The sequence below is a fragment of the Sideroxydans sp. genome (assembly GCF_054604835.1).
The window spans coordinates 287,862-314,499 of the sequence record NZ_JBTSFG010000002.1 but is presented as its reverse complement, the minus strand read 5'-3'; the positions used below and the strand labels follow the sequence as shown (position 1 = coordinate 314,499).

Here is a 26,638-nt window from a genome sequence, read left to right as displayed (position 1 = left end):
AAATAGGGTAACAGAAAATAACGGCTACTCTATGCACGCGCCTCGACTCACCGCCGCCTGACCGATGCTCTTCAATTCCTACAGCTTCATCTTCCTGTATCTGCCGATCGTATTCCTTGGCTTTTTTCAGCTTGGGCGTATTCACCACACGTATGCAGCGGCATGGCTGGCGCTGGCCTCGCTCGTCTTCTACGGTTACTGGAATCCGGCCTACGTCGGCCTACTCCTTGGCTCCATCGTCTTCAACTACGCACTGGGCATGTGGATCGCCAAGGCCGGCATGAAGCAGGAAGCACGGCGCAAGACGCAGCTGCTGACATTCGCCATCACCGCCAACATCCTGCTGCTGGCTTACTACAAATACGCCAACTTCTTCCTGTCCAGCGTGAACGACCTTGCTGGAACGGGGCTGACCATGGGCGAGATCATCCTACCGCTCGGCATCTCGTTCTTCACATTCACGCAGATCGCCTTTCTGGTCGACACCTGGCAAGGCAAGGTGAAGGAATACAACTTCATCCACTACGTGCTGTTCGTCACCTACTTCCCCCATCTGATCGCCGGCCCCGTACTGCACCACAAAGACATGATGCCGCAGTTCGCGCATGCCTCGACCTACCGCATCGATTGGGACAACGTCGCAACGGGATTGCTGCTGTTCACGCTGGGACTGTGCAAGAAAGTATTGCTGGCCGACTCGCTCGCCCCCTACGCCACCGCCATCTTCGACGGCGCCCAGCACGGCTTGGTCACCGGCATATTGCCGACCATCTACGAGGCGTGGTCCGGCGCGCTGGCCTATACCCTGCAGATCTATTTCGATTTCTCCGGCTATACCGACATGGCGCTCGGCATCGCACTGATGTTCAACATACGCCTGCCGATCAACTTCAACTCTCCCTACAAGGCCACCAGCATCATCGACTTCTGGCGGCGCTGGCACATCACGCTGTCCACCTTCCTGCGCGATTATCTTTACATCCCGCTGGGCGGCAATCGAAAAAGCAAACTGCGCCGTTACGGCAACCTGCTGGCTACCATGCTGCTGGGCGGGCTGTGGCACGGCGCGGGCTGGACGTTCGTGGTCTGGGGTGCCCTGCACGGCATCTACCTCACGATCAACCATCTGTGGCGGGAGCTTGTTTCTGAACGATACCTGCGCTGGGTACCGGGGTGGCTGGGCACTCTGGCCGGTGGCAGCCTCACCTTTATCGCTGTAGTGGCGGCCTGGGTGGTATTTCGGGCTGATGACATGCCGCAGGCGATGGTCATGCTCAACTCGATGTTTGGAATAGCTTATCGCCCCATTTCATTCGATGCGGTGATACACGGAAACTTATTGTTGTTTACTGACATGTCGGGTAGCCACCTGATGCGTCTAATGACGCTAGGGCTACTCTGGATCTGGATGTTACCGAATTCGACCCGAATCCGCTTCATCACAGGCAGCAACGCACTGATGCTGGCACAAACCGCTTTCGTACTTTACATGCTGTATGTGGCGATAGACCAGTTCGGCAGTTACAGTCCTTTCCTCTACTTCCAGTTCTGACATGAAACAGGCCAAGATATTCTCTGTTGTGGTGATGCTGGCAGTGCTCTGTTACGGCGCGGTCGGTTTCTATTTCCTGCCCAGAGCGACTTTTGAAGGCGAGCTGACACGCATGGCGCTGCTGCCCGAAACACTGTTTGGCTGGACCAAGGTGCAGCCCTCAATAGATATGCGATTGATGCAACAAGCCTCCATGCAGCAGGCCGATGTTCTGGTTATCGGCGACAGTTTTTCCGATGGCCGTGTCTGGCAAACCAAACTCACCGATCAAGGATACAAGGTCCGAACTGAAATGTGGAACAGCATGCGGGGGATATGTGCCGACTTCATGCCCTGGCTGCGCGGCCAAGGCTTTCAAGGTCGATTCATCGTACTGGAATCCATCGAACGCAATCTGGTGAACGACCTCAGCAAATCCGTGGCTTGCGAAAAGATGCAATATCACCCGAATGCCCGCACCGATGCGCCGCGCCATCCGCCCGCAACCTCCTTCGATGTACATGGCGGCAACTATGCCGGGAAGTTATCCACCGGCTTCCGCACCCTGTTGCACACCGTCGATTACGAACACCGCAGCAGGTCGGAGGATTTCAGCACATGGACCTTGCCCAATGACGTGACCATGGCGCGCGTAAAGAACGGTTGCGAATTGTTCAGCCATGCCAGCTGCAACGATGCCTTGTTTTTGTCTTATGACTTGCCGGGTGAGATCGACCGTAGCGCGCTGGATAACATCGCACTACTCAATGCCCGAATGGAAGGCGTCACCCCGATATGGATGTTCGTACCGAACAAAAGCACTGTCTATCGATACACGGATAAGCAATTCTGGAACATAGCTGAACAACGCTATGGCGTGCCGAACCTGATGCGCATGATGCAGCACGCGCTGGAAGAAAAGACCGTCGACCTGTTTCCCGCCAATGGCACGCATGTATCAACGACTGGCTATCTGCTACTGGGGGATGAGATGCTCAAGGCGCTGCACAAGGCTGAGGCCAGACTAAAGCCCCATTAGTCACCCTCGGAGAAAGTGGTTTTTCCGGCCACCGGATCCCACGCCTCGATCCCGTCCAGCGGATAGTTGTAGCGCAGGGCATAGCGCACCCGGCGCAATTTCCCCAGCCAGGTCGGTCGCGCGAAATTGTGCGGGTTGTCGGGGGTATTGCCGCCATCCGGCCTGCGCAACGAGGGCAGGTAATAGCGGTAAAACTCCAATTGCGTGATACCCCATTTCATCACAAACATGCGCCCCCCCTGATTGTGCGAGATGCGCCCCGTACTCATGCTGCCGAAATGGTAGAAACGGCTGGCCCCGACCATACGAAAGTTGCGGCAGCCGGCCACCCAGAACTTCATGAGCAGATCGTCATCACTGCTCATACCGGGCGAAAACTCCAGACTGTAACCGCCGACCATGTGCCACCATTTCTTGTGAAATAACGTCGGTTGCGATGCGGCCCCCTCACGGTCACCGCGCGGATCTTCAAAACAGCCCTGGATGAAGGACGCCTCATCGAAGCTCTCCGGTGTGCGACCGTAGTCGTGCTTGATGATGATCTCGTTGCCACCGTCCTCGGGCTGGATCAGCGTGCCAAAGAACAATGCCAGATCCGTATCAACAGATTCTATCGCTTCCAGAAAAGCCTTGTCCCAACCCGGTGCCGCGACCATATCGTCGTTCATGTACAGCACCCAGTCGTGTTTCGCTTGTGCAGCAAGATGATTCACCGAAAGACAGACGCCGATGTTCTTGTCCGAGTGGGTATAGCGCAACCCCTTCGACTTCACCCACGCCAATGAGCCGTCGCTGCCGTCATTCAGATGCACGATGATCTCGTGGGGATGAGCCGAATATTTCAGCAGGCTTTCTACACACAGCTTGAGTTGGGCCAGATTATTCCAGCTTGGGATAATGATACTGATCACTTCACCGCCTCAAGTTCCCAAACCATATGGTGCAGCCCTTTGCCGGAAATACGGCGGCCAATATCCCGAACAAAGCTTTCTATTGGATTTGGCGGCATCTTTCGGAAGTTGGTAGGCTCGGAACGCTTGGCAATCAAGGGGCGAAATTTCCCGTGAAAACCATAGATGCTAGCTACCGGACTCTCGCCACAGAAATAATGGTGTGTTCCTTCTGCAATATAGTTTACGTGCGTAGGGTCTGCAAAAGCTAGTGGCGATGGAAATGCAGGCGTAACTGCCAATAAGCGACCACCAGGTTCCAGCACTCGCCAAATTTCATTCATAAGACTTATGAATGGATAAACAACCTCATTCGAATTTCCGAGACATATCTGCCTAGGAATGTGCTCCAAAAAATCCACAGCTGAAATACTGGAAAAGAAGTTATCCTCAAACGGAAGTCTTTCGAATATAAGATTGGCCTTGCGCATCACGATGCCTTTTTCAGCCAACATCTGCTGAACATCGTCTCTGACATCAATACCAAATAGATTGGGCCTATTGTATGGGTTTTGTGGCGTAGTACCACATCCCAAATCTAAGTGATTAGGCATGACGGCCTTTCATTGGCGCCCCAGAAAATTGGGCATTTTAGTTTCGTAGTGCACGTTATAGCAGACCGCCAACAGTACGGCGACAGTGAAACTGTAAAAAGCCGTAGCCATCGTTAAATTCAATACATTTGCAGTCAATCCAAATATAAAAAAGCCTACTACAAATGTCATCCCGATATACCCCGTTTGCTTAATCACACTGACGGAGCTTTTTGTAGCTCTATTAAATAACATTATTGGAACAAAATATATCGCCGAGGCAGCAATCAACCCCAATATCCCCATTTTTGCAGATGCTGCCAACAGTTCGTTATGTACTTCTCCTCGCCCGACATCCGCTGCCAACTGTGATATCTCACCTAATTCATGAAGCTCCCTTAGTCTATTGGAGTAACCGTCCAAACCCGCCCCAAATATTGGGTATTTCAGAAAAGTCTCTGCCGATGCCTTATACAGCTGCCAACGAACTCCAGCCGACGAATTAACACTTCCCTCTTCATAACTCACCACGTCTGTTAGCAGCGCATTTAGTCTCGGGCCCACATTTGAGGTCGAAAGAAGTATTGCCGCTCCAGCTATCACCACTCCGGCAATTATCATTGCTGATTTAGCTCTTGAATATGCACTTTTACTAAAGATCATCCACATTAAGACGAATACTGGCAAGGCCAACCACCCACCACGGGTGCCCGTACTTATTGAAGCAGTGATTCCTGCAATGAATCCCAAAATCTTGAAGACTTGCAAAGCAAGTCTGTCACGTTCGAACCAGTGCAACGACATTATCGACATCACGCCGAGGATTAGCTCGAAGTCACCAAAGTGGATCATGTCAATCGTATCGATCCCATATCTGAATATGGTTATTTCGTATGAAAGTAAGTACCCGATGATTGCGGCCGCTGGAAATGCAATTTGAATTATGGAAAGGGATTGTGGACGCAATCTTGCTAGAAGCAAAAAAACTGGAATGCCCAACCAGTATCTTGCAGGGGCATCATATTCGGGAGCAGAAAAATTTTGGTGATAGAGCTGATTTATTACGATAGCCAGCCAAAATGACGCCATGGCCCAAGCGTATATAGACCATTCACTTTTCCATTCCATGTGGCTTAAACCTACTGGAGGCTTTACCCATACCATAAAGCACAGAATCAGCATGAGTATAAAGCAGCCATTCATTCCCCCCATTATTGCTAGCATCAAGGTGGGGTACATAAGAAGAATTAATACCACAGCTCGTTCAACGAAGTTTAGATATGAGATGCGCGTCAATTATCGCCCCACTCTTCTTTGAATTTCCACATAACATGCCACCAATTCAAAGGCCACCTCTTTCCAATCACGCACAAATTCCGGCACATCTTGGATTCGCCTTAATTGTTCCTCTACTGCTTTTGCCCAAGCTTCTATTGAGCTATTCAGTGGAAGTACGGCACCAGCACAACACCCGACTTGGTCTGCAGCACCACAGACATCAGACACAACTACTGGCACACGCGCAGCCATTGCTTCACTGATGACCATGCCATACGGCTCTGCTTTTGCGGGATGCAACAAGACGTCCAACTGTTCGAAGTGCGCATTATCGGTCCGCCATCCGAGCAACCGATATCCCCCCCGCCAAGCCTTAAACAAATGCGAAATCTCTTTTTCGTCTGGGCCAACCACCCATAACTCCAACTCGGGACGAGTTTTACGAAGTTGCGCCGCTATCTCGACCGCAAGCGGCAGCCCCTTGCGTTGCCACTCGCGGCCGACGAAACCGATGACTCCGCCACCATGCAGCACAACACGCGGGAGCCGCACCACTCCCGGCACCACCCCGGGCACGATGGGGGCGGTGAGCTTGTGTGCATATTCAGGATAGTAATGCGTGAGCTGCCGCGCGATGATCTGCGAATTTGGCACGACGGCCTTGGCAACGCGAAGTTCGCGCCGCTCCATCCAGAGCTGCATGGCTACGCGGATGGATATCTTCTTCCACCAAGGCTTGTCGCGCACCGAGGCGAAAGGTGGCCCGTGAATGGTAGTAACATCGTGGACACCGACCCGTTCATTGCTGTGGATAAGCCAGCCAGGTTGCGGATTAGCCTTTAACCAAGCATCAATGCGTCGACTAAAACGCCAGTAGTAGAGCCAGCGGGGGCGATATAGCATCTTGCCTAGTTCGTGCATGACAATACCAGTCGCGGCTTCGCCCAAACATATCTCGCATATGACTTGGACTTCATGCCCCAATTTCGCTAGTTCATGGGTCGTCTCCCAGACATATCGCTCCATGCCCCCCACCGGGCCGTAGCGTCTGACAATATGGATAATTTTCATGCTTCCTCTGAAATGATGAGGTGTCGTTATAGAATGCGCACGTGACCCATTCAACCGACTCAATGTGAACAGTATAGCAAGCGAACCCCGCCTTACATGCGACCTGTGTGGCTCCGCAGGGGAGGTTGCGCAATCGGGCATCCGCGATCCGGATGGCAATCTCGAAGGCAGCTGGCACTTCCGGCGCTGTGCCGATGCGGCGTGCGGCACCTATTGGCTGGACCCCGCACCACCGCCGCACGAGTTGTGGAAGGCGTATGCGACCTATCACACGCACACCCGCAAATCTTCCGGGCGCTTGGGCAAGGCGATGCTCAGTCTGGCACACCGTTTCATCAAGCTGGGACTGCTTCCGCTTTGGCTCGCCAATGGCATGAAACGCGAGGCCGACTATCTGCGCTTCATGACGCTGCACGATGAACCGACCGGCAAGTTGCTGGATGTCGGTTGCGGCGGCGGGCGCTTGCTCAACCGCATGAAAAAACGCGGCTGGCAGGTAGAAGGCACAGATTTCGACGAGCAGGCCGCGCAACGCGTCGCTTCCCGCTACGGTATCAAGACACATGTCGGCGACTTGCCGCAATGCGGGCTGCCCGGCGACAGTTTTGATGCGATCGTCATGAGTCAGGCCATCGAGCATCTGTATGCCCCCAAGGACACCTTGCGCGAATGCCTGCGCATCCTCAAGCCGGGCGGCCTGCTGGTGATGACCACTCCCAATGCACACAGCATCGGCGCCACCGAGTTCGGTGCCAGTTGGCGCGGCTGGGAAGCGCCACGGCATCTGCATCTGTTCACCGTCGAGGCTTTGCGCAATCTGACTCAGCAGGCTGGTTTCGAGATCGCAGAAGCTACCACTTACTCTGCAGGCTCCGCCGTGGTGTATCGCGTCAGCCGCGAGATACAACTGGACCGCGTTGCATCCTGGTTGGATCAGCTTGCAACGCTGATCTGGAGCTATCGCAAGGAGCTGCATGAGTTCCGCGCACAAGCGCACGAACCTCAGACCGGACAGAATGTGCTGATCCGTGCCCGCAAACCGACCCACTGACAGGACCCACCATGTTCTCCATCCTCATCCCTACTTGGAACAATCTGGCCCTGCTGCAACTGTGCGTGCGCAGCATCCGCGACAATTCGGCCTTCCCGCACCAGATCATCGTGCACGTGAACGACGGCAGCGACGGCACGCTGGACTGGGTGCGCGAACAGGGTCTGACATATACCGCATCACCGGACAACATCGGTATCTGCCTGGCGGTGAACGAAGCGGCGATGCATGCCACGCAGGACTACATCCTGTATCTGAACGACGATATGTATTGCTGCCCCGGCTGGGATACGGCACTGGTGGACAAGCTCAAGCAGCTGGATACCGACCTGTTCATGCTGTCCGGCACGATGATCGAGCCGCGCGAGACGAACAACCCCTGTGTGGTGGTGGGCGACTACGGCACCGAGGCGCACACGTTCGACGAGGCGCGCCTGCTGGCCGACCTGCCGAACCTGCGCAAGGCGGACTGGCTGGGCGCGACCTGGCCGCCCACGCTGGTGTCGCGGCGCTGGTGGTTCAAGGTGGGCGGTTACAGCAGCGAGTTCTCGCCCGGCATGAGCAGCGACAACGACTTCTCCATGAAGCTGTGGCATGCGGGTTGCCGCGTGTTCTACGGCGTGGGCGATTCCTTCGTGTATCACTTCCAGTGCAAATCCACCGGCAAGGTAAAGAAGAACGACGGCGGGCGGCAGTTCCTGATGAAGTGGGGCATGCGCCAATCGGTGTTCGACCGTTATTACCTGCGGCGCGGCAGGGTGGCGCAGGGGTTGAAACTGGAAGCGCCGGAAGACACGCGTGAACTGCGCTGGCAATTGCTGCGCAGCAGGTTGAAACGGGCGCTGGGTTAATCCTTGGCTGCGTTCAGCGCGGCCAGCTTGCGGTATTTGAGCCAGGTGGTGCGCGCATTCATCATGGCGATGCCCCAACCCGCGCGCCCATCCAGCATCCCCAGCCGGACCACCCAGGTGCGCACGAACGCCCAGCCAGCACTGAGCGCGGCACGCAGCAAGCTGGTGCGTTTGCCTGCGGCATGCATCTGCTGCGCGGCGGCATCCGAGTAGTGCGCCACTTTGCGCTCCACATCCGCACGATCCAGATAGCTGTAGTGCAACAACGGTGAGCGCAGCTTCGCGCAGCGCCCCTGCAGTTGCACGCTCTCGTGCACCAGACTGTCGGAGAACCGGCCCTTGCCGCGCTTGAACAGACGCAGCACATAGTCCGGATACCAGCCGCTGTGATGGATGAAGCTGCCGCAGAATTGCGACAGGCGCGGGCAGTAGTAACCCTCCGCACCGCTCTCGCGCATGGCGTGTTCTAATTCCGCGCGCAGTTCCGGTGTGACGCGCTCATCTGCATCGATGGAGAACACCCAGTCACCAGTGGCATAGCCGAGCGCGCGATTCTTCTGCGGGCCGAAGCCGGGCCAGTCGTGTTCATACACCTGTGCGCCCATGCTGCGTGCGATGGTGACCGTGTCATCGCTGCTGCCGGAGTCGACCACGATGCGCTCGTCCGCCCAAGCCACGGATTCCAGACAGGCGCGAATGTTGGCGGCTTCGTTCTTGGTGATGAGGATGACGGAGAGTGCACCCACTCAATGCCCGTTGGCTGTGGCAGCATATTCAGGCACCCATTGCCGCAATTTCTGCCGCACTTCTTCGTCGGAGACCTGCACATCGGAAAATACCCAGGCTTTCAATTGCGCCAATGCCTCCGCGTCAGCCGAGCGTACTCGCGCGATACGCAACTTTGGGTGTGGTGTCGGCAAGGTCTGCTCATTGTCGGCCAGAACTTCTTCATAAAGTTTTTCACCAGGACGCAATCCGGTGAATTCAATGCGGATGTCGTCCTCATTCAAACCGGACAGTCGAATCAGCTCCTTGGCCAGATCGACGATCTTGACCGGCTCGCCCATATCCAGCACGAATATCTCCCCGCCCTGACCCATGCAACCCGCCTGCATCACCAACTGCGCAGCCTCGGGGATAGACATGAAGAAACGATTGATCTCAGGATGAGTGACCGTGATTGGACCGCCTTTGGCGATCTGCTCACGGAATTTCGGGATCACGCTGCCGTTACTGCCCAGCACATTGCCAAAACGAACGATGACAAAGCGCATGCCTTCCTGCTTGGCTAATCCCTGACACACAATCTCGGCCATGCGCTTGGTCGCGCCCATTACATTCGTCGGGTTCACCGCCTTATCTGTCGAGATCAGTACAAACTTGTCCGCGCCATGCTTTTGGGCACATGTCGCCACCTGCCAAGTCCCGAGCACGTTATTGCGCACGGCCTGCCATGCATTGTTTTTTTCCATCAACGGCACATGCTTATAGGCCGCCGCATGGAACACTACGCTCGGCTTGCATTGTGCAAATACATGATCAACCCGCAGCACATCGCGAACATCCCCGGCAAGATACTCAATATCCAAATACGGAAATTTGCATTGCAGTTCCTGTTCAATGTTGTAAAGCGCGAATTCGCTAGACTCGAACAGCACCAACTTACCAGGAGCAAAACGTGCTACTTGGCGGCACAACTCTGAACCAATGGAACCGCCCGCGCCAGTGATTAACACCACTTTTCCATTAAGCTGCTGATGCAAGCCAGCATCATCCAGTTGCACGGGATCGCGCCCAAGCAAATCATCCAGCTCGATTTCACGCAACTGGGAAACTGAAACACGACCGCTGAGCAGATCATCGAAAGCAGGCACGGTCAGTGCCTTGACACCAATTTGGTTGGCCAAGTCAATCACGTGTTTGCGCTGCTGGTGCGAAGCGGACGGCATTGCCACGATGATCTGGCAGACCTGCAGCTTCTTCGCCCAACGCTCCAGATCGTCCACCCCGCCCAAAACCTTGATGCCGTTCAATGTCTTGCCATGTTTGGATTTATCATCATCCAGAAAGCCCACCGGATGCCAGTCCCGGCTGCTCTCCAACTCTCTGACCAAGCCCACGCCTGCCCTGCCTGCACCCATGATCAATACCGGCTCACCGCGCAAATGGAAATTCCCGTAAAGCAGATTCTCTTTCCACAAGCGATACAGCAGACGGTCTCCACCCATGATCACCAGCAACAGGAGCGGATAGATGATCAGGATCGAGCGCGGGATCACCACGTCGATACGGAAAAGGCTATGCACCAGCGGAATCAATGCCGAGGCAACAAGTATCGCCAGCAGGATGCGGCGAAGATCCGCGATGCTGGCATAACGCCATATGCCGCGATACAAGCTGAAGCCCCAAAATACAGCCACCTGTAGTGGAATCACCCAAATCAAGGTACGCCATATCTCATCGCTGAGCGACTGCGGCATCTCGAAATTGAAGCGCAGCAGGTATGCAAACCACCAAGAAAACGTAGCCGCGGCCAAGTCATGGGATACAGCAATTACAGTATTGAAACGTGAGCGAATCATACCTGCTTCCGATTAATGAATTGCCACCAGCTACGATCCAGCGCAGCCATGATTCCGGCATATACACCCGCCCAAATCAACAGCAATAACTGTGAAAAATTCTGCTCAAGACACAGCAACGCCGACGCACCCGCTGCAGCCATCAGAGCATACTCGACCAATGCCAGCTTGCGGTGCCCCCACCCCATCTGGATTGCCCGCTGGTAATAATGCTCACGATGCGCCTCGGTTATCTTTGCACCGCGCAAGGCGCGCTTAAGCAGCGTAACGCTCGCATCCACGATAAACGGTGAAAACACCAGCAACGGAAACCACATGGGCCAGCATTCTTGCTGCCAGCCCCACAAACCCATAGTGGCAACTAAGAACCCAAGAGGAATAGAACCTGCATCGCCCATAAATACGCGGGCAGGAGGGAAATTGTAGTAAAGAAATCCTATCGTTGCAGCAGCAATTGTGAAATTTAGCATTGCCAATGTTTCGTTGTGGGCAAGAAAAGCGGCTACGCCATAAACAGAAAAGCCAAATAATGCCATGCCACCAGCAAGCCCATCTGACCCATCCATAAAGTTATATAAATTAGTCATCCATACTGTTAAGAACAGGACGATTATCGCAATGAGCCACCCTTGATTGTTCAACAGCCCAGAACCCACTACCAACAATGCTGCCGCGCCCAATTGCGACAGGAATCGACTCTTGACCGGTAAATTTTTTGCATCATCTAGCAGTGACACCGCGATTAAACCAACCATTGGCAATACCAACCACCATACCAATGAAGACAACATCAAACCCCAGCCGACAAGCAACCCCATCGTAAGCCCGATGCCTCCGATACGAGGAATGGGAATCGAATGAAGTGAACGTTCATTGGGAATATCTTGAAATTTATTACGCAGCTGCCCAGACAAGATGAGCTTAATCACCAGCATCGTGATCAAAGCGGAGGCAATTGGCGGGAAGTAGCTCATTAGAGTAGATGGAATTGCAGCATCAGGGCTTCGACTGCCCCAGTATTATTATAATTTGATGGTTGCCTCACTCAACTACTGTTTAGTGGTTGAGACAATCGCATTGTGTACTAGCGCAAACACAATTGCCCCAAACAACCCCAATAGTACCGCTATCGAAATTATCAGAATCTTGTTCGGTGAAACAGCACCTTCTGAAATATATACTTCACCGATCACCCGAGTGGTATATGTGCGAGAGGGTGCTAACTGCTCCTCTAAGTTTAGTTTTCTTTGAACCAAATTTCTCAAATCCACGGTTTTGTTATTCAACAAGGTTGCAGCTAAAGTTGCATCAAATGTGTTCCAGTTGTGCGCAGCAAGCAACTTCTTTTTTAGCAATTCGACCTCAAGGCTTGCACTGGCAATATTCTCAACTAGCTGTTGGAGTTCTTTTTTATTCTTTTCTACCGAACTCGTCATCATTTCAGCATGGGTTTGTTGCAAGCTGCCAATCACACTTAGGATTATATCCTCAGCCTTCTCGGCAGAAGGCCCCCTAAGTTTAATTTCAATTAACTCAGAACCTTTAATCTGAGTTGCTTTGATTGTCTTGTAAAATTCCTTCAGGGCATAAAGTTCGTCAGCCTTGGCTCCAGCACGCTTAATAACGCCCCGTACAAAAGACGGGCTTAGTATCCGCGTCACTACAGTCGAAGGAGGCTCGACCAACAAGGGAGGCGTTTGGGCAGCCTGCCCTATCTTGCCCACTTCCAAAACTGCAGATGCTTCCCAAGTGGGATGCAAAATAGCAAACGAGAATAATGATGCTACAACCGCTCCTAAAACAGGCAGTCCCACTATAAGTTTTTTATAGCGCACTAATATCTTATAAATATCTGCCAAACTTGTTTCACCATCGCGATTATTTTCGCTCATCACTACTCCAGTTTATTTTTGACTTAGTCGCAAAGGACTCCCTAGTTTTCCTCAACCCCTCTTGCAGGGTATAGGGGGAATGCCAATTTAGCTCGCTGCGAATTTTACCACTATCAATACGCAACGACCCTAACAGTCGCTCGACCTGCTCCCCCTTTCCAATCACCCCCCCCGCCATTTTTAGCAACGCTAAAGGGCAAGCAAACAGGTACTTTGCACCTAATTGGCGCAGCAGGTCTGGCGTTGAAATATCTGCGCCATCGCTTAAAAGGTAGGTTTGACCAACCGCATCCTGATGAGTCGCGCAAAGAATTAAAGCATCCGCTAGATTTTCCACATAAATTAGGCTGCGTAAATTTCTAACCGAAGCAAGTGGCAAGGGGATATTCTTTGCCACAACTTTTACCATGTGCGCAAAATTTCCGGGGGCATTCGGGCCATATACCAAGGGGGGACGCACAATAACCGCTTCCAAGCCAGACGTCGCAGAAAGACGCATTAAACTCTGCTCAGCCTCCCATTTGGAAATAGCATAAGCATTATGCGGGCAAGGTTTGTCAATTTCGGAAAAGACTTGATCGACTGCCGTACTCAAGCCATTCACGCCTATCGAACTAACATAGACAATGCGTTTCACCCCGCTTGCAGCTGCTGCAAGGGCCAATCTTTCGGTGCCCGCAACGTTAACGCGGTGAAATTCAGCCTGCGGATCGGCCACATCATCATGCATAACATGTACGCGAGCGGCGAGATGGATAACCGTAGTGACCCCGTCAAGCGCAGCACTCCAATCCGTATCAGCATCTATACTTTGAATGTGACAGGGCTCGCAATTAGGAATATCGAAGTTCGCCAAGTGTCGGACGGCTGCACGAACAGTATATCCAGCCTTAAGTAAACTGGCACAAACTGAACGACCAACAAATCCATTTGCACCAGTTACCAACACTGTCTGCGACTTCAAATCGGCTTGGACCATACCGTTCGATTCACATAATCGACATAGCTCATCACAACGCGCAACAATTGCTTGGAAACCGGACCGCCTTCATAGTCCTCCACCCGTCTCATCACCCGCTTTGACTTGTCGTGCTGGGCCACGATTACGCGCACAGCATCCAACACCCGGTCTTTTCTCAGGCCGCTCATGATGAGCGTACCGACATCCATGCCCTCCGGACGCTCATGCGCATTACGGATGGTGATGGCAGGCAGGTTGAGCAAAGAGCCTTCCTCCGTGATCGTGCCGCTGTCGGATACCACGCACAGCGCTTCCATCTGTAGCTTGATGTAATCGCAGAAACCAAACGGCTTGAGGAACTGGATGTGCGGATTGAGCTTGCCGAGCTCCATAGAATCCAAACGTTTCTTGGTCCGCGGATGGGTTGAAACGATGACTGGGCAGTCATAGGCTTCTGCCAGCGCATTGAGCGTGTCCACCATATTCGACATGTTCTCTGGACTGTCGATGTTCTCTTCTCGGTGGGCACTGACGATGAAGAACTTGTTCGCAGTCAGCCCCATGCGCTTCAACACATCCGACTGTTCGATCTTTGGCATGTAATAGTCGAGTACTTCGCGCATGTGCGAGCCAGTCTTGATAATGGTCTCGGGACGAATACCTTCGGCGATCAGATACCGGCGCGCATGTTCAGTCAGAACAAGATTGATGTCGCTCAAGTGATCGAGTACCTTGCGATTCAATTCTTCCGGCACGCGCTGATCGAAGCAACGGTTACCCGCTTCCATGTGAAACACCGGTATCTTGCGTCGCTTGGCAGAGATGACTGCCAGGCAAGAGTTGGTATCGCCATACAACATCACCGCATCCGGCATTTCATTTTCCATCACCGCATCGGATTTCTCGATCACGCGAGCAATGGTCTGCGCGGCGGTCTCGCCCACGGCTTCCAGGAAATGATCCGGCTTGCGGATGCCCAAGTCTTCAAAGAACAACTGGTTCAGTTCGTAATCGTAGTTCTGCCCGGTGTGGACCAGGATATGGTTGGTGTGCTGGTCGAATTCCGCGATCACCCGACTCATCTTGATCAGCTCGGGGCGCGTTCCAACAATGGTCATAACTTTAAGCATTTAGTTCGGCCTTGATGTAATCCAGCTGCATCAGCAGTTGCTTCACTTGCTCGACGCTCAGTCTATGGGTGTTGTGCGAAGTGTAATCGTCCAGACGGGATATCTTCTCCTCACCCTCGCTGAAGAACTTCGCGTAGTTCAGGTCGCGGTTGTCAGCGGGGATCCGGTAATAGCCGCCCATGTCCTGCGCGTGCGCCATTTCTTCGCGCGAGATCAGGGATTCATACAGTTTCTCGCCGTGGCGGGTGCCGATGATGCGCACTGCGCTGTCGCTATTAAAAAGCTCTTTCAATGCCTGCGCCAGATCTGCCACCGTCGAGGCGGGCGCTTTCTGCACGAAGATGTCACCCTGCTTACCGTGCTCGTAGGCATATAAAACCAGATCGACCGAATCTTCCAGCGACATCAGGAAACGCGTCATGTTCGGATCAGTCACGGTGAGCGGCTTGCCCTCCTTGAGCTGCGACACGAACAACGGGATGACAGATCCGCGCGATGCCATGACATTGCCATAACGCGTCGAGCAGAACACTGTATCGGTCTCACTCTGCAGCCGTGATTTAGCGACCACCAGCTTCTCCGCCATTGCCTTCGAGATCCCCATGGCATTGATCGGGTAGACCGCTTTGTCGGTACTCAGCACCACCACACGCTTCACGCCGTTGGCAGTGGCTGCATTCAACACGTTCTCGGTACCGATGACATTGGTACGCACCGCCTCCATCGGATAGAACTCGCACGAAGGAACCTGCTTCAGTGCGGCCGCATGGAACACATAGTCCACGCCGCGCATCGCCTGATAGATGCTGTCATAGTCGCGCACATCACCGATATAGAATTTCAACTTGCTATTATTTAATGCGATGCGCATATCTTCCTGTTTCTTCTCGTCGCGGCTGAAAATGCGTATTTCGCGCACATCGGTCGAAAGGAAGCGCTTAAGTACGGTGTTGCCGAAGGACCCCGTGCCGCCGGTGATCATTAGTACTTTCTCTTTGAACATATATATCCGAACTGGTTAATTGTAGGTATGCATGGTTTCGATCAAATTCGGCCACTCCGGTGCAACATAACCCGTTGCAACGCGAAATCGCTCCGCATTAAGTGATCGGTCGACAACCAGCTGCTCGCTGGGATCAATCACTATATTTTTGCCATAAACCTTTGCGATCAACTTGAGCAGATCGTACTTGGATATGGGCTTTGCAGCGACATGATACACGCCGGATAGCGCATTATGCGGGATGACAACGTCGCGTACGATCTGCGCCAACACGGCGGTGGGCAGACCAGAGAAAATTGCTTTGGTATAGCCCTTGCAGCTCTTCTGCTGCGCAAGAAACCAGCCGACTAGGCCGTGCGCGCTCTGCAACTCATGTCCAATGATTGAGGTGCGCAAGGTGATAGCATGCGGGTAGGCGACCTCACCGAGGTATTTGGATCGCCCATACAAGTCCTTCGCATCTGCCGGATCGGACTCAAGGTAATTGCCCTTATCGCCGGCAAAAACGCAATCGGTACTCATATGCACTAGGCGCGCACCTGCCAGTTCGCACAACCGCGCCAGTTGGTGCGGCAACAAGGCGTTAATAGGGATGGCCTGCAGCGGGTCACCTGCATCGGCCAATTGCTTGATCAGCCCCACGCAATTTATCACGACCACGGGGCGGACTTGAATGAAGGCTTTTAGCAAAGAATCGTGCTGTTCGACTTCTACGCCGGAGATCAGACGTGCCGCAATGCTGCGCTCGAATAGCTTCTTGGCACTTTCTGAACGGACTGTGCCATAAACCTGCCAGTCTGTCTTTTCGCTCAGCACCCGCATCATCGCATTGCCGAGCATACCACTTGCCCCGATAACTAGCACCTTCATCGCATACTCCCTTTCCTTTGCACAACCTCGCGCAACTCGTCGATCAACTGATCGACGAGGCGTTCATGATCATAATGTTCGAAAAAATAGGCGCGCCCGTTGCGCCCCATCTCATCCCGTTCGGACTCCGACATCCGATAGAGGCTCAAGACCGCTTCCGCCAATGCCTTGCCATCTTCAGCACGGACACCCACACCCGCCTTGGCATCCACCACAAGCCTAGCCCCCTCGCCCGGCAAGCAAGCGATGATCGGACGCCCCGCGGCAAGGTAGGCCTGCACCTTGTTCGGCACGGTCGCCGCAAAGATCTCCCGATCCGCCAGCGTCACCAGCAAAGCCGACGCCTTCTGCATAAATCCTGGCATAGTTGCCATTGGAAAACGTCCTGGCAAATGTACATTTGCCAAACCGCGCTGCCGCACTTCATTTTGCATCCACTCACGGGCACTCCCATCACCCAGCACGACAAAATGGATATCTACTTGATCCCGCAACAATGTAGCAGCCTCGACAATCACCTCAACGGCTTGGGCCGCGCCGATATTCCCCGCGAACATCACACTGAACCCGTCACCCAGCCCCTCCACAGCAGGCGGCTCATCGAGCGCCGGCTTTGCAAAAGCGTCATCCACGGAATTCGGGTAGTAAACAATTGGAGTCTTTCCGGCCAGTGCCGCCACCGGCGCGACAAACGCCTGTGATTGAACCAGCAGCAAGTCGGCGTGCTCGTATATGAAGCGCACTATCCGTCGCACCAACCGGATCACAAGCCCATTCCGGACATAACCTGTCGCCGACAAACTTTCCGGCCAAAGATCTTGCACCCAGATGATCACCGGAATACGCTTAATCCAACCCAAAAACAGTGCAGGAATGGCTTGAAGGATTGGCGACATTCCATGCACGAGAATTGCATCGTAGCGACGCCCCCGTAAGAGCCAAGGCCCGCAAAGCAAGCCGAAGAATATGAATGAGAGGTAATTTGCCGCCAGCTGGAAACTGCTTTTCTTACCCCTCGGAATCAGCGGAATACGATGCAGCGGGGCCGCATCGAACTGCTCCCGCTGACACCCCCACATATGATATCCCGAGTAAATCCGGCCTTCCGGATAGTTCGGTTTACCAGTAAGCACTTCAAGTTGAACGCCCTTTTCTTGAAGCGTCTTGGAAACTTCATTAATGCGAAAATTCTCAGGCCAGAAATATTGGGAAACGACAAGAATACGCACGGTATTACACTCTCTCAAGAATACATTTCATAAAACCTGCTGCATCTGCAATCGGCAGCGGTTGCTCATCTTTTCCGATAAACCGTTTGACGGCTCTCGCAATTGAAACTTCCGAATTGGCATCAAAAACCTGCTCAGGATCCAATATATCGCGCACATAATCCAACTCCGGTGCTAACACCTTCAAACCTGCTTGACGCGCCTCAATCAGCGGCAAACCAAAAGATTCGAAAGTCGACGGGTAGATCAACGCCCCTACGTTTCCATACAATTTCATAATCTGATCGTAAGTTTGCGTCCCTAGATTAATTACATTTAATTGATACTGTTTGGCCTTCTGCTCCACCCAGATGCACAGCTCAGGAAACTGCGCACGATCCAGTGTCAATTTCAAGGCGGGAAATTCTTTTTCTTCTGCCAACAAGCACCAGGCCTCGATTAACTTCCGATGATTTTTATGCGGCTCGCCAGACGCCACGTACAAGAAATCCGAAGTTGCTTCCATGTCGGTATGTGTTGGCTGTGAAGCTCGCATATAGCCACGCGGCTGAGCCATAAATGGAAACACGCGGACAGGAACCCTCCCCATGGTTTTGTTCTCAAGCAGCTTTTTCATTGATGGCGTCTGCACGATGTATTCGCGAGCGTTCAATAGCTTGGACTTTAGCCACAAGCGCTCAACCGCCAAGCGCAGCCGAGACCTTAAGGCAAATGCATTCAGAGGAACATCATCAATCAAATATCTGTTCTGCAAAAAAACAACCGTGCATCCCCGAACCTTAAATAAGGGAGGGAGATTCCCAAAGCAAAGAACAATATCTTCACTCGTAGCACTTCGAGCAAGCCATCTCTCAGCACTTAAGCGTTGAAATATTGACGGCTTTACCCGTTTAACGCGTACATCATTAAGCAAATCAGGAGGAAGCGGCATGCGCTCATCCAGCGTCAAAGAAAATTCGGTTTTTTTGTCCAATACATTCAACAAGGGTTCCAGCAAGGAACGCCCGCCACCTTGATGTATATTAGTCGCGTGAATATATAGTTTTTGGGCCATCACATTTGTCAAACGGTCATGCCAAATTGCGGAAAAGCTTAAGCCTGAACAAAGTCAATAAGCTCGACCATCGCCCCTTGGATATAAAGCAAATCACACCCGCCCAAATTTCTCCGGTCCTCACTTTCATCAGCGCATAGTACGAATAGTGAAATTCCACTCCTCTTGCCGCAGAAGGAGCTGGCAGGTATCGACTTACAATTTCCAGGTTTTCCTGAAATCCTTTTTCAAGCTTGAGAATTGAAGTGTTGGATTGATGTATCCGGTATAGCCCTATTACACTTTGTACGGCCCTGGCTTTTTTCAACGCGGCGATCTTTACGAAAAGGTCATAATCCTCAGCCATCTCAAAATGATCGGATACCCCGCCCACATCCCGATACAGTTCAGTTCTTACAATCGCGGTAACGAGCGGAATGAAATCCAGCAACAGGAGTTGGTCGAAAATACGCCCTTCCGGCAAAGTCTTCAATAGTGTCTTTCGTGCGTATTTACTCATTCGTCCCGACCATTGAGAGGCCAAATCGGAACGGTTGTCCAATACCAGCATCTGGCCATAAACCAGCCCAAGGTCTTCGCTCTCCTCAGCAATGATAGCGACCTGCTTTTCCAGCTTCTTCGGCAGCCAAATATCATCACAATCGAGGAAGCCAACCCATTCACCTCGCGCTTGCATTACAGCCTGATTTCGTGCCTCCCCGAGCCTCGCGTGAACAGGGGCATAATAATATTTCAGCCTTGGATCCGAATAGCTATTAAATATCTCCGCGCTCTCATCAGTGGACTGGTTATCCCAGAAAACAATCTCCCAATGCGGGTAGGTTTGCGCCAGTACGCTATCGATAGACTCGCGCAAATATTGGGCACTGTTATAGCAATTCATAATCACGCTGATCAGCGGATGATTTTCCATTGCGCCATGTTTGATTACAACATCCGTCATCAAAAATCCCCAGATACGCCTTTATTTATAGGCCGCTTGGTAAAGCAAATTAACTCGCCGTAGCTTTAGGCTGCATCGCACGAGCACCCAGAATGCGACGCACGAAAGGCAATTTCAGAATCATATAAATGATTCCGATCTCAATCGCTAAACGGAACAGCGTCGAGAAGGCCCCGCCAATCAGCACTTCATTGAAAAAAAACATTTTGAAAGCTATATCCAAGTAGTAATTTCCACCCTTAAACGCTATAAACGGGAGCAACAAGCACAGTAGAAACAGCAACAAGCCAAATCCATACTCGACCGAAATGAACCGAGACAAACCAAACATCGAGTCGGTATGTCTCAGCCCTTCCAGGTGTGCGGAGAAGTCATAGTCCCGAAAAATATATGCGGTGCGCATCTCTGACGGAATAAAGTCAGCAGGGATAGGTATCTTGATCCCGAAAATGAAATTATTAATCGCGGTAACAAGCTCGTATCCCATATCTTGAATACTATATGACGCCTCGCGCAAGCCATATACTAAACTGGTATCAAGACCTCCGAAGCGCCCCCCCACTCTATTTGCCAGCGCATTTAAGGAATCAAAAAAACTTTCTCGCCCGCTGAAGTTAAACGCCAGATCCAGGTTTATTTCGTTAGTAGAGCGATAGGCGAGCATGACATCGAACATCATGATCGATATCACAAGCAGGACTGAGAAGATCGCCATCACCAAGTAATTGAATCTTACATTCGCAATGACCGCGTAATACAAGTATAAAAGTGCCAACGTATAGATGAATGCCTTGGAACCAAAAATAATCAATGAAGCCGAGAGCAGTGCCAAATAGAACAAAATAACCAGGACGCTCGGAGAGAAAAAGATGAAAACCTGAAAGTACTGCAAGAACAAACTTGCGCGCACCACAAGTCGACCAACCACACTCTCAATTTCCCGTCCGATCGAATAGACTCCAGACATGACCGGGGCGGCGAATAGAATAATCGAGAGCCTTCCAAGATTTGCATACCCCCTAAGCCCTCTCAGCTCGGATTTTGCCAACGAATCCGTTCGGTAGCGTCCGGATGAGTAATGTACTGAAATGGCCAGCAGGCTGTAGAAAACAGACGAAATGAGCAGGAACATGCCCAAGTAGGACTTGGTCTCACCGGTCACATCATACAAATAGTCGTGCTCCAAACCCTGAAGAAAGAAGTAGCGAATCGTATAGTGGAGACTAAATACAAAAGACAAGTAATAGAGTGACGGGCAGCGCCTGAGAGGATGCACAACCATCAACAGCATGCACGCTAGCAAAGCCCAAATGTCGACCGCATAGATTGCAGTTAGCGTGCATAGAAGTATGGCGATAAGGCTAAACGCATCTAGTAGTCTACGCATGTGCAGCGCCCATGAGAGGCAGACACACTGAAGCGCCCGAAAGAATCAAATTTCGCCAAGCAGTATAGATAAAGATCATTCACTCAATTTCCGCATACTCCAGCCATCAGATTGCAACGCACACCTTCATCGACATTCCATTAGGCCGATGAGGGGTTTAGCGGGAGCCGTGATCAATCCCGAGCCGGGTTAATTTTCCAGGAACCCGTGGTTACTGTTTGGTGTTTTCCATATTCGCAATGTTTTTTTCATTGTAAGCGAAACACGATCCCCATGAAACAAACCCAGCCTCCGCATTTCGCCAATCGTTGCGGTCGTGCCATCGGCATGGCTCAGGAACGATTGAGTAACCGCCTCGGGAGAATAATGCTGCAGCCAATAGTTGTAGCAGGATTGCCGAATAGCGCTGTTATTGGTTCGAATTTCAAGCAACTTGCTCCAAAATGTTGAAATTTGCTCCATATGGCGCTCTTCTTGAATCAGCTCGGCCAATGAATAATCCGCCGCCTCAAAAATATATTTAAATCTGTACAAACCCTTGATCGGGTAATACGAGTAGTCCAATAGAATAGTCGGCACGGATCTGCTTGCTCCTTCCAGCGCGCTAGTGCCCATTCCGAATAGAACGTCGACATGCTTGCCAATAAAATCATCCAACTGATCAGGAGGAACATTGGGCACAAAAGTCAGTTTAATATTTTCATACACCACCGCCTCAGCCTTCAAATGCTCAAGGCTTTCTCCATCGCCAACCACGGTCATATGTATCGGACCAGCGATTGAAGTAGCCTCATCCAGCCGCCCAATCAGATGCAGCAGAATATGCAATTTAAAGTCAACGATGCGCCCGATCCAGCAGCACTGCAATTCTCGTCCAAGCTCTTTGTTCGACTGCTTGCCTGCTGGTGACAAAATCGGCAACAGCCGCTTATGGATAATGCTGCCGGGGAAAAAGGCTGAAGTCCTCTCGTAATTCTCCCCGTCCATGAACACGAGAGCATTCCGAGCGGATAAATATTGTACGATTCTCGCAAGCTTGCGACGTCGGAATATCGAAAGCGGCATTAGCAGTTTTGCTACCAGTGCTTTCCATCGATTGGCCGAGTGTAAAGAAAAAATATAAGGGTAGAAATTTAGTGGATGAAGATTCCAAAACAATACGCGAGTATCGTCGTCGAACTTGTCTGCATCACGAATATTCCACGGCGAAAGGGACTGAACAACAAGAACTGCATCAGAAGGATAATGTGTTACGGTATCAAAATTGACAAGCTCCACGCCTTTCGGCGTGGATTTCGCCATAAATCCATCATGAAAATCAACAAGAAATACTTTCCGCAATCCGACCAGATAACCTGACAAGCGCTGAAATAGCAGAGAAACCCCACCGACCCCCCGATAGGGAAAATACAGAATTATTCTACGCATTACACTCTGCAGCGATGCGGGAAAAATCGTTTTGGTAAGAGGCCAATTCCTCGCGTTTCCACAGATCCAGATTACTCCTGGATTTCTCCGGATCGAAATACAATTTTTTGTGGATCTGTTGCGTCGTCGCCAATCCAGTGAATTCGCAAATTTTACGCAGCGACTCATCGTAATTTAATACAAGATCCCGGAAATCCAATCTAAGCACGCGGCTCTCATCCGATTCAGTATTTTGGCGATAGGTTAAATATCGTTTTATGTACACGTCCAAATCATGCGCTCCCGCAATGCGGCGATACAACTGGAGATTGTCGTTAAAACCCACTTGGCTGGTTATTGCAGTCGCATAAATATCTCTTGGATCCCTATCAACAACGATGCATTTAGCATCGGCCCCCAGAAGATCAAGATTTCTTCCCGGCAAAAAAGGCTCCAGCGCATTGTGTGTAACTAATATGCCCCGAACGTCTTTGCCAACGCCATCCATTAGCAAACTTTGGATGAATTTTTGAGCGGCAGGCAGAAAACTATCCTTATCCACCAGAAAATATTTCCTTGATTTGCTTATGGACAGCTTGCTGTAAATTTTACGCACAAACGTATCAACTGGACCATCGTCAATATCCGCGTATGGCCATGGCGTATCCCACTGAACGGCCATAATTGAACGCAAAAATTCTTCTTTCAGACGCACGATATTCGGGTAGTGCTGGGTATACCCAAAGCCGGTCTTAAATAGCTTCGCCGGAAAGCGTGGTGAAAGTGCCAGCGTGTTCACCAACTGATCGAACCGGCATACTGCTGCATAAGTTCTAACCGGCGACCAATCCATCACGGCATTTTTCAGGTCAATCAATCCCCCCGGCATCCTCAGCAAATCAAATTCGACCCGATAATTTGGAACGTATACGCCATCAAACTCGCGCAAAAGATCGCTAACCGCTGCTTTTCCGGAAAACATAAAACCGCTTAGATCGATGATTTTCATTGAAACACCTACGTTAGGCCTAGCTCCGCCGTAATGAGCAAGCCGATTTATTGCAATCTTCCAAGAGATACAACGCGCTTTAGCTACTGCGCATCCTTATAGCTGACTGTCGGTCAAGAATCCTAAAACTTCTGCAATCACCCTATCCTGATCTGCCGTTGACAGTTCCGCATGCAGCGGCAGGCTCAACAGTTCCCCACCCAACTTCTCAGCTATTGGCAACGAATGATCTGTCGCAAAATAATCCAGCAAATGGTTTGGCATGTAGTGAATTCCACACTCTATTTTGTTGGCCCGCAACTTCTCCATCAATGCATCGCGCCGTCCATCAACAATGCGCACAACAAAGATGTGAGAGACAATATTCGCGTAGTCCAGCTCCAGGAACACCAGCCCCTTGGCCCCCTTCAATCCCTCGCGATAGCGAGCCACGCAAGCCTTGCGATGCTCGCCAAATCTTCCAATTTTTTTCAGTTGTTCGCGACCTATCGCAGCCATGAGATTGCTCATGTGGTAACGAAAACCCTGATGGTGGACGTCGAACGTCCAACTGCGCGAGCCCTTGTAGCGCATTTCTGTATCGTGTTCCACGCCCAATAGACGCGCATCCTTGATCCTTTTGGACAACTCGGCATCACCGGTCAGCACAGCCCCCCCTTCACCGGAGGTTATGTTTTTTATTCCATCGAAACTAAAGCAAATCACATCCCCCTCGATGCCGATACGCTTACCCCCGCGCATACAGCCGAATCCATGCGCCGCATCCTCTATCACTCGCAAACCAAATTCATGCGCAAAGACATATACCTCATCCATGCCCTGGCTGTCGCTGGCGTAATGCACAGGCATGATGGCCTTAGTGCGGGGTGTGATACGGCGTTTAGCATCAGCCAAATCGATAAACACCCTATCAGGAGTCACGTCGCAGGCTACCGCACGTGCCCCGGCAGCAGAGATCGCCTGGAATGAAGCAACGTAGGTGATCGAAGGTACAAGCACCTCATCCCCCGGCCCGATATCGAGTCCGCTCAATGCTAAATGAAGGGCTGCCGTGCCTGTGTTTACGCATATCACTTCAAGCGGCGTCTCCAGATATGCACGCAATTCATCTTCGAACGCCTGCACATCCTTGCCCATGCCGAGATAACCCGCTTCGATTACTTTTGCCAGTGCTGTTGACTCTTCCTGCCCGACGCAGGATTTGGATAGTCGGATAACGTTTTGCATATTATGTGCTTGCGCTGATCGTAGGAGGAAGTTAAAAAATGGCGGCGATTCTTGACTGCCAGGCGAGCGGGCGTGATCCGCCAAAGGAATTGGCTCTCATGAGTTCCAGTCGAAAGGAATGTCCGATAGAGGAACATTGTTCGCCTCGGCCGGATCATGCTCTTCATTGGAAAGATTGATCAGCATGTTGCCTTGCTCTCCAATTCCTCGAAATGCGACCCACAAACCGGGCGGTATGGTCAGGCGGGCATGATTCTCTCCACCCAGCAGAAAATCATTAAACCGACCAAAACTAATGCTCGACGGCCGGTCGTCATACACCACGAAACGTACCAGCCCCATTGGCACGACCAAATTCAATGTAGCCCGTTGATGGCGCTTCCAGCCTTTGGTCTCTCCCGTAGCCACTGTCGAAAAATAGGCTTCGCCGAAGCCCACAAATCCCGGACTTGAGCTTTTCATAGCATGCAGGACATCCCCCTTGGGATGGGCGATGCGTTTCTCCGGGGTAAGCAGCAAGCCCGATATCAGTTCTTGATCCATACCCTGTCCCGCTCTCCGGCGAATGCTTCATACGAAGCGATCTGCTCCAACGTAAGACTGTACATGTCGGCTTTCTCCCGGTAGTAGCCGGAATACCATTCGCCAATCAGACGGATAGTTTCACCATAGCTCAGTGTCGCTTCCCATTTAAGATGGAACAGTGCCTTATCACAACTCAGCTTGAGGAGGCCCGCCTCATGGAAGGGGATGTTGTCGGTGACACGGCAAGCTTCTTCCGGGCTTGCAAAACCCCAGTGCTTGCCCAACTCGGTAAGCAAATCCACCACGGTACGGTTCTGCTCTGCGCGCGGGCCAAAATTGAATGCTTCGCCGTGCAGTTGACGATCGGCCGCAAGCGCAGCGCCCAATGCAAGGTAGCCGCTCAAAGGCTCAAGCACATGCTGCCAAGGTCGCGTAGCTTGCGGGCTGCGGATCTCGACCGCACGCCCTTCGTTCCAGGCACGCATGCAATCCACCACAATGCGATCCTTTGCCCAATCCCCGCCGCCAATGACATTCCCGGCCCGGCCGATGCCGATGCGCACCGGATGGTCGCCTTTCATGAAGAACGAGTTCACGTATGACTTGATCACCAACTCGGCAGCGCCCTTTGAGCCGCTGTATACGTCTTTGCCTCCCATCGCGTCGGTCTCGCGATAACCCCACACCCACTCGACGTTGTCATAGCATTTATCACTGGTGATAAGCACCGCGACGCATGGATGTTCAACCTCACGCAAGGCTTCCAGCACATTCATTGTGCCGACCACATTGGAGGTCATGGTTTCAACCGGATCAGAGTATGAAACCGATACGATCGCCTGCGCGGCCAGATGAAACAAGAAATCCGGCTGCTCGTCGTGAATGATCTTTTTCATTTCAGCGAGATTGCGAATATCTGCCACATGATGGCTAATGCGTCCGGCCAAATGCAACTCTTCAAACATCGAAGGCTCGGTGGGAATATCTTTCGAGATTCCGACGACTTTAGCGCCAAGTTTAAGGAGCCAAGTGGAGAGCCAACTTCCCTTGAATCCTGTGTGGCCCGTGATGAGCACTTTCTTGCCTGAGTAAATATTGTTAAACATGTTTTGTCT

At 51.9% G+C, this 26,638-nt stretch carries 25 protein-coding genes; 4 read left to right on the top strand and 21 right to left on the bottom strand.

Annotation, left to right across the window (positions count from 1 at the left end; genetic code table 11):
- The first annotated feature begins 64 nt into the window (after positions 1 to 64).
- Entirely contained in the window at positions 65 to 1,552 is a 1,488-nt protein-coding gene (locus tag ACYCZ5_RS04835) for an MBOAT family O-acyltransferase (protein WP_461543647.1), read from the top strand.
- 1 nt (position 1,553) lies between these two features.
- Positions 1,554 to 2,570 carry a hypothetical protein gene (locus ACYCZ5_RS04830; RefSeq protein WP_461543646.1) on the top strand — a complete coding sequence of 339 codons (1,017 nt, stop codon included), beginning with the start codon at positions 1,554 to 1,556 and terminating at the stop codon, positions 2,568 to 2,570.
- On the opposite strand, the gene ACYCZ5_RS04825 is transcribed toward ACYCZ5_RS04830, so the two are convergent.
- Genes ACYCZ5_RS04825 through ACYCZ5_RS04810 form a run of 4 tightly spaced genes read right to left on the bottom strand, consistent with a single transcriptional unit; the run spans position 2,567 to position 6,402 of the window.
- Complete coding sequence (locus ACYCZ5_RS04825) at positions 2,567 to 3,481, bottom strand: glycosyltransferase family 2 protein (protein WP_461543645.1); 915 nt, start codon at positions 3,479 to 3,481, stop codon at positions 2,567 to 2,569. The genes ACYCZ5_RS04830 and ACYCZ5_RS04825 overlap by 4 nt on opposite strands.
- Positions 3,478 to 4,074, bottom strand: coding sequence for a class I SAM-dependent methyltransferase (locus ACYCZ5_RS04820; protein WP_461543644.1), 597 nt, complete (start codon positions 4,072 to 4,074; stop codon positions 3,478 to 3,480). Before ACYCZ5_RS04820 ends, ACYCZ5_RS04825 begins: the two co-directional genes overlap by 4 nt.
- 9 nt (positions 4,075 to 4,083) lie before the next feature.
- Positions 4,084 to 5,349, bottom strand: a complete 1,266-nt coding sequence (locus ACYCZ5_RS04815; RefSeq protein ID WP_461543643.1) for an O-antigen ligase family protein — start codon at positions 5,347 to 5,349, stop codon at positions 4,084 to 4,086.
- A complete protein-coding gene (locus ACYCZ5_RS04810) occupies positions 5,350 to 6,402 on the bottom strand; it encodes a glycosyltransferase family 4 protein (RefSeq protein ID WP_461543642.1) in 1,053 nt (350 codons plus the stop codon).
- A gap of 64 nt (positions 6,403 to 6,466) precedes the next feature.
- Between ACYCZ5_RS04810 and ACYCZ5_RS04805 the strand changes: the two genes are divergently transcribed.
- Positions 6,467 to 7,453, top strand: a complete 987-nt coding sequence (locus ACYCZ5_RS04805; RefSeq protein ID WP_461543641.1) for a class I SAM-dependent methyltransferase — start codon at positions 6,467 to 6,469, stop codon at positions 7,451 to 7,453.
- Positions 7,454 to 7,464: 11 nt separating this feature from the next.
- Entirely contained in the window at positions 7,465 to 8,304 is an 840-nt protein-coding gene (locus tag ACYCZ5_RS04800; RefSeq protein ID WP_461543640.1) for a glycosyltransferase family 2 protein, read from the top strand.
- On the opposite strand, the gene ACYCZ5_RS04795 is transcribed toward ACYCZ5_RS04800, so the two are convergent.
- From ACYCZ5_RS04795 to rfbG, 17 genes are all read right to left on the bottom strand, one after another.
- Positions 8,301 to 9,050 (bottom strand): glycosyltransferase family 2 protein, encoded by a 750-nt coding sequence (locus tag ACYCZ5_RS04795; RefSeq protein WP_461543639.1) that lies wholly within the window; start codon positions 9,048 to 9,050, stop codon positions 8,301 to 8,303. The genes ACYCZ5_RS04800 and ACYCZ5_RS04795 overlap by 4 nt on opposite strands.
- Positions 9,051 to 10,886 carry a polysaccharide biosynthesis protein gene (locus ACYCZ5_RS04790; protein ID WP_461543638.1) on the bottom strand — a complete coding sequence of 612 codons (1,836 nt, stop codon included), beginning with the start codon at positions 10,884 to 10,886 and terminating at the stop codon, positions 9,051 to 9,053. It lies immediately after the preceding gene.
- A complete protein-coding gene (locus ACYCZ5_RS04785) occupies positions 10,883 to 11,860 on the bottom strand; it encodes an MraY family glycosyltransferase (RefSeq protein WP_461543637.1) in 978 nt (325 codons plus the stop codon). Before ACYCZ5_RS04785 ends, ACYCZ5_RS04790 begins: the two co-directional genes overlap by 4 nt.
- Before the next feature lie 75 nt (positions 11,861 to 11,935).
- Positions 11,936 to 12,778, bottom strand: coding sequence for a Wzz/FepE/Etk N-terminal domain-containing protein (locus ACYCZ5_RS04780; RefSeq protein ID WP_461543636.1), 843 nt, complete (start codon positions 12,776 to 12,778; stop codon positions 11,936 to 11,938).
- Positions 12,765 to 13,757 (bottom strand): NAD-dependent epimerase/dehydratase family protein, encoded by a 993-nt coding sequence (locus ACYCZ5_RS04775; protein WP_461543635.1) that lies wholly within the window; start codon positions 13,755 to 13,757, stop codon positions 12,765 to 12,767. The genes ACYCZ5_RS04780 and ACYCZ5_RS04775 overlap by 14 nt, the downstream gene beginning before the upstream one ends.
- Positions 13,739 to 14,869, bottom strand: coding sequence for a non-hydrolyzing UDP-N-acetylglucosamine 2-epimerase (gene wecB / locus ACYCZ5_RS04770; RefSeq protein ID WP_461543634.1), 1,131 nt, complete (start codon positions 14,867 to 14,869; stop codon positions 13,739 to 13,741). Before wecB ends, ACYCZ5_RS04775 begins: the two co-directional genes overlap by 19 nt.
- A complete protein-coding gene (locus ACYCZ5_RS04765; protein WP_461543633.1) occupies positions 14,862 to 15,872 on the bottom strand; it encodes a polysaccharide biosynthesis protein in 1,011 nt (336 codons plus the stop codon). Before ACYCZ5_RS04765 ends, wecB begins: the two co-directional genes overlap by 8 nt.
- Positions 15,873 to 15,887: 15 nt before the next feature.
- Positions 15,888 to 16,742: a dTDP-4-dehydrorhamnose reductase family protein gene (locus tag ACYCZ5_RS04760; RefSeq protein WP_461543632.1), complete on the bottom strand. Its 855-nt coding sequence runs from the start codon at positions 16,740 to 16,742 to the stop codon at positions 15,888 to 15,890.
- Positions 16,739 to 17,971, bottom strand: coding sequence for a glycosyltransferase family 4 protein (locus tag ACYCZ5_RS04755; RefSeq protein WP_461543631.1), 1,233 nt, complete (start codon positions 17,969 to 17,971; stop codon positions 16,739 to 16,741). The genes ACYCZ5_RS04760 and ACYCZ5_RS04755 overlap by 4 nt, the downstream gene beginning before the upstream one ends.
- A gap of 4 nt (positions 17,972 to 17,975) precedes the next feature.
- Entirely contained in the window at positions 17,976 to 19,025 is a 1,050-nt protein-coding gene (locus ACYCZ5_RS04750; protein ID WP_461543630.1) for a glycosyltransferase family 4 protein, read from the bottom strand.
- A gap of 16 nt (positions 19,026 to 19,041) precedes the next feature.
- Positions 19,042 to 19,968, bottom strand: a complete 927-nt coding sequence (locus ACYCZ5_RS04745) for a glycosyltransferase family 2 protein (RefSeq protein WP_461543629.1) — start codon at positions 19,966 to 19,968, stop codon at positions 19,042 to 19,044.
- Positions 19,969 to 20,017: 49 nt separating this feature from the next.
- On the bottom strand, positions 20,018 to 21,259 hold the full coding sequence (locus tag ACYCZ5_RS04740) for a hypothetical protein (protein WP_461543628.1): 1,242 nt from the start codon (positions 21,257 to 21,259) through the stop codon (positions 20,018 to 20,020).
- A 285-nt stretch (positions 21,260 to 21,544) separates the two neighbouring features.
- Positions 21,545 to 22,783, bottom strand: a complete 1,239-nt coding sequence (locus ACYCZ5_RS04735) for a glycosyltransferase family protein (protein WP_461543627.1) — start codon at positions 22,781 to 22,783, stop codon at positions 21,545 to 21,547.
- Positions 22,776 to 23,771, bottom strand: a complete 996-nt coding sequence (locus ACYCZ5_RS04730; RefSeq protein ID WP_461543626.1) for a sulfotransferase — start codon at positions 23,769 to 23,771, stop codon at positions 22,776 to 22,778. Before ACYCZ5_RS04730 ends, ACYCZ5_RS04735 begins: the two co-directional genes overlap by 8 nt.
- A gap of 96 nt (positions 23,772 to 23,867) precedes the next feature.
- Positions 23,868 to 24,998: a DegT/DnrJ/EryC1/StrS family aminotransferase gene (locus tag ACYCZ5_RS04725; RefSeq protein ID WP_461543625.1), complete on the bottom strand. Its 1,131-nt coding sequence runs from the start codon at positions 24,996 to 24,998 to the stop codon at positions 23,868 to 23,870.
- 96 nt (positions 24,999 to 25,094) lie between these two features.
- A complete protein-coding gene (locus tag ACYCZ5_RS04720) occupies positions 25,095 to 25,541 on the bottom strand; it encodes a hypothetical protein (RefSeq protein WP_461543624.1) in 447 nt (148 codons plus the stop codon).
- Complete coding sequence (rfbG, locus tag ACYCZ5_RS04715; RefSeq protein ID WP_461543623.1) at positions 25,526 to 26,629, bottom strand: CDP-glucose 4,6-dehydratase; 1,104 nt, start codon at positions 26,627 to 26,629, stop codon at positions 25,526 to 25,528. The genes ACYCZ5_RS04720 and rfbG overlap by 16 nt, the downstream gene beginning before the upstream one ends.
- Between the last annotated feature and the right edge of the window lie 9 nt (positions 26,630 to 26,638).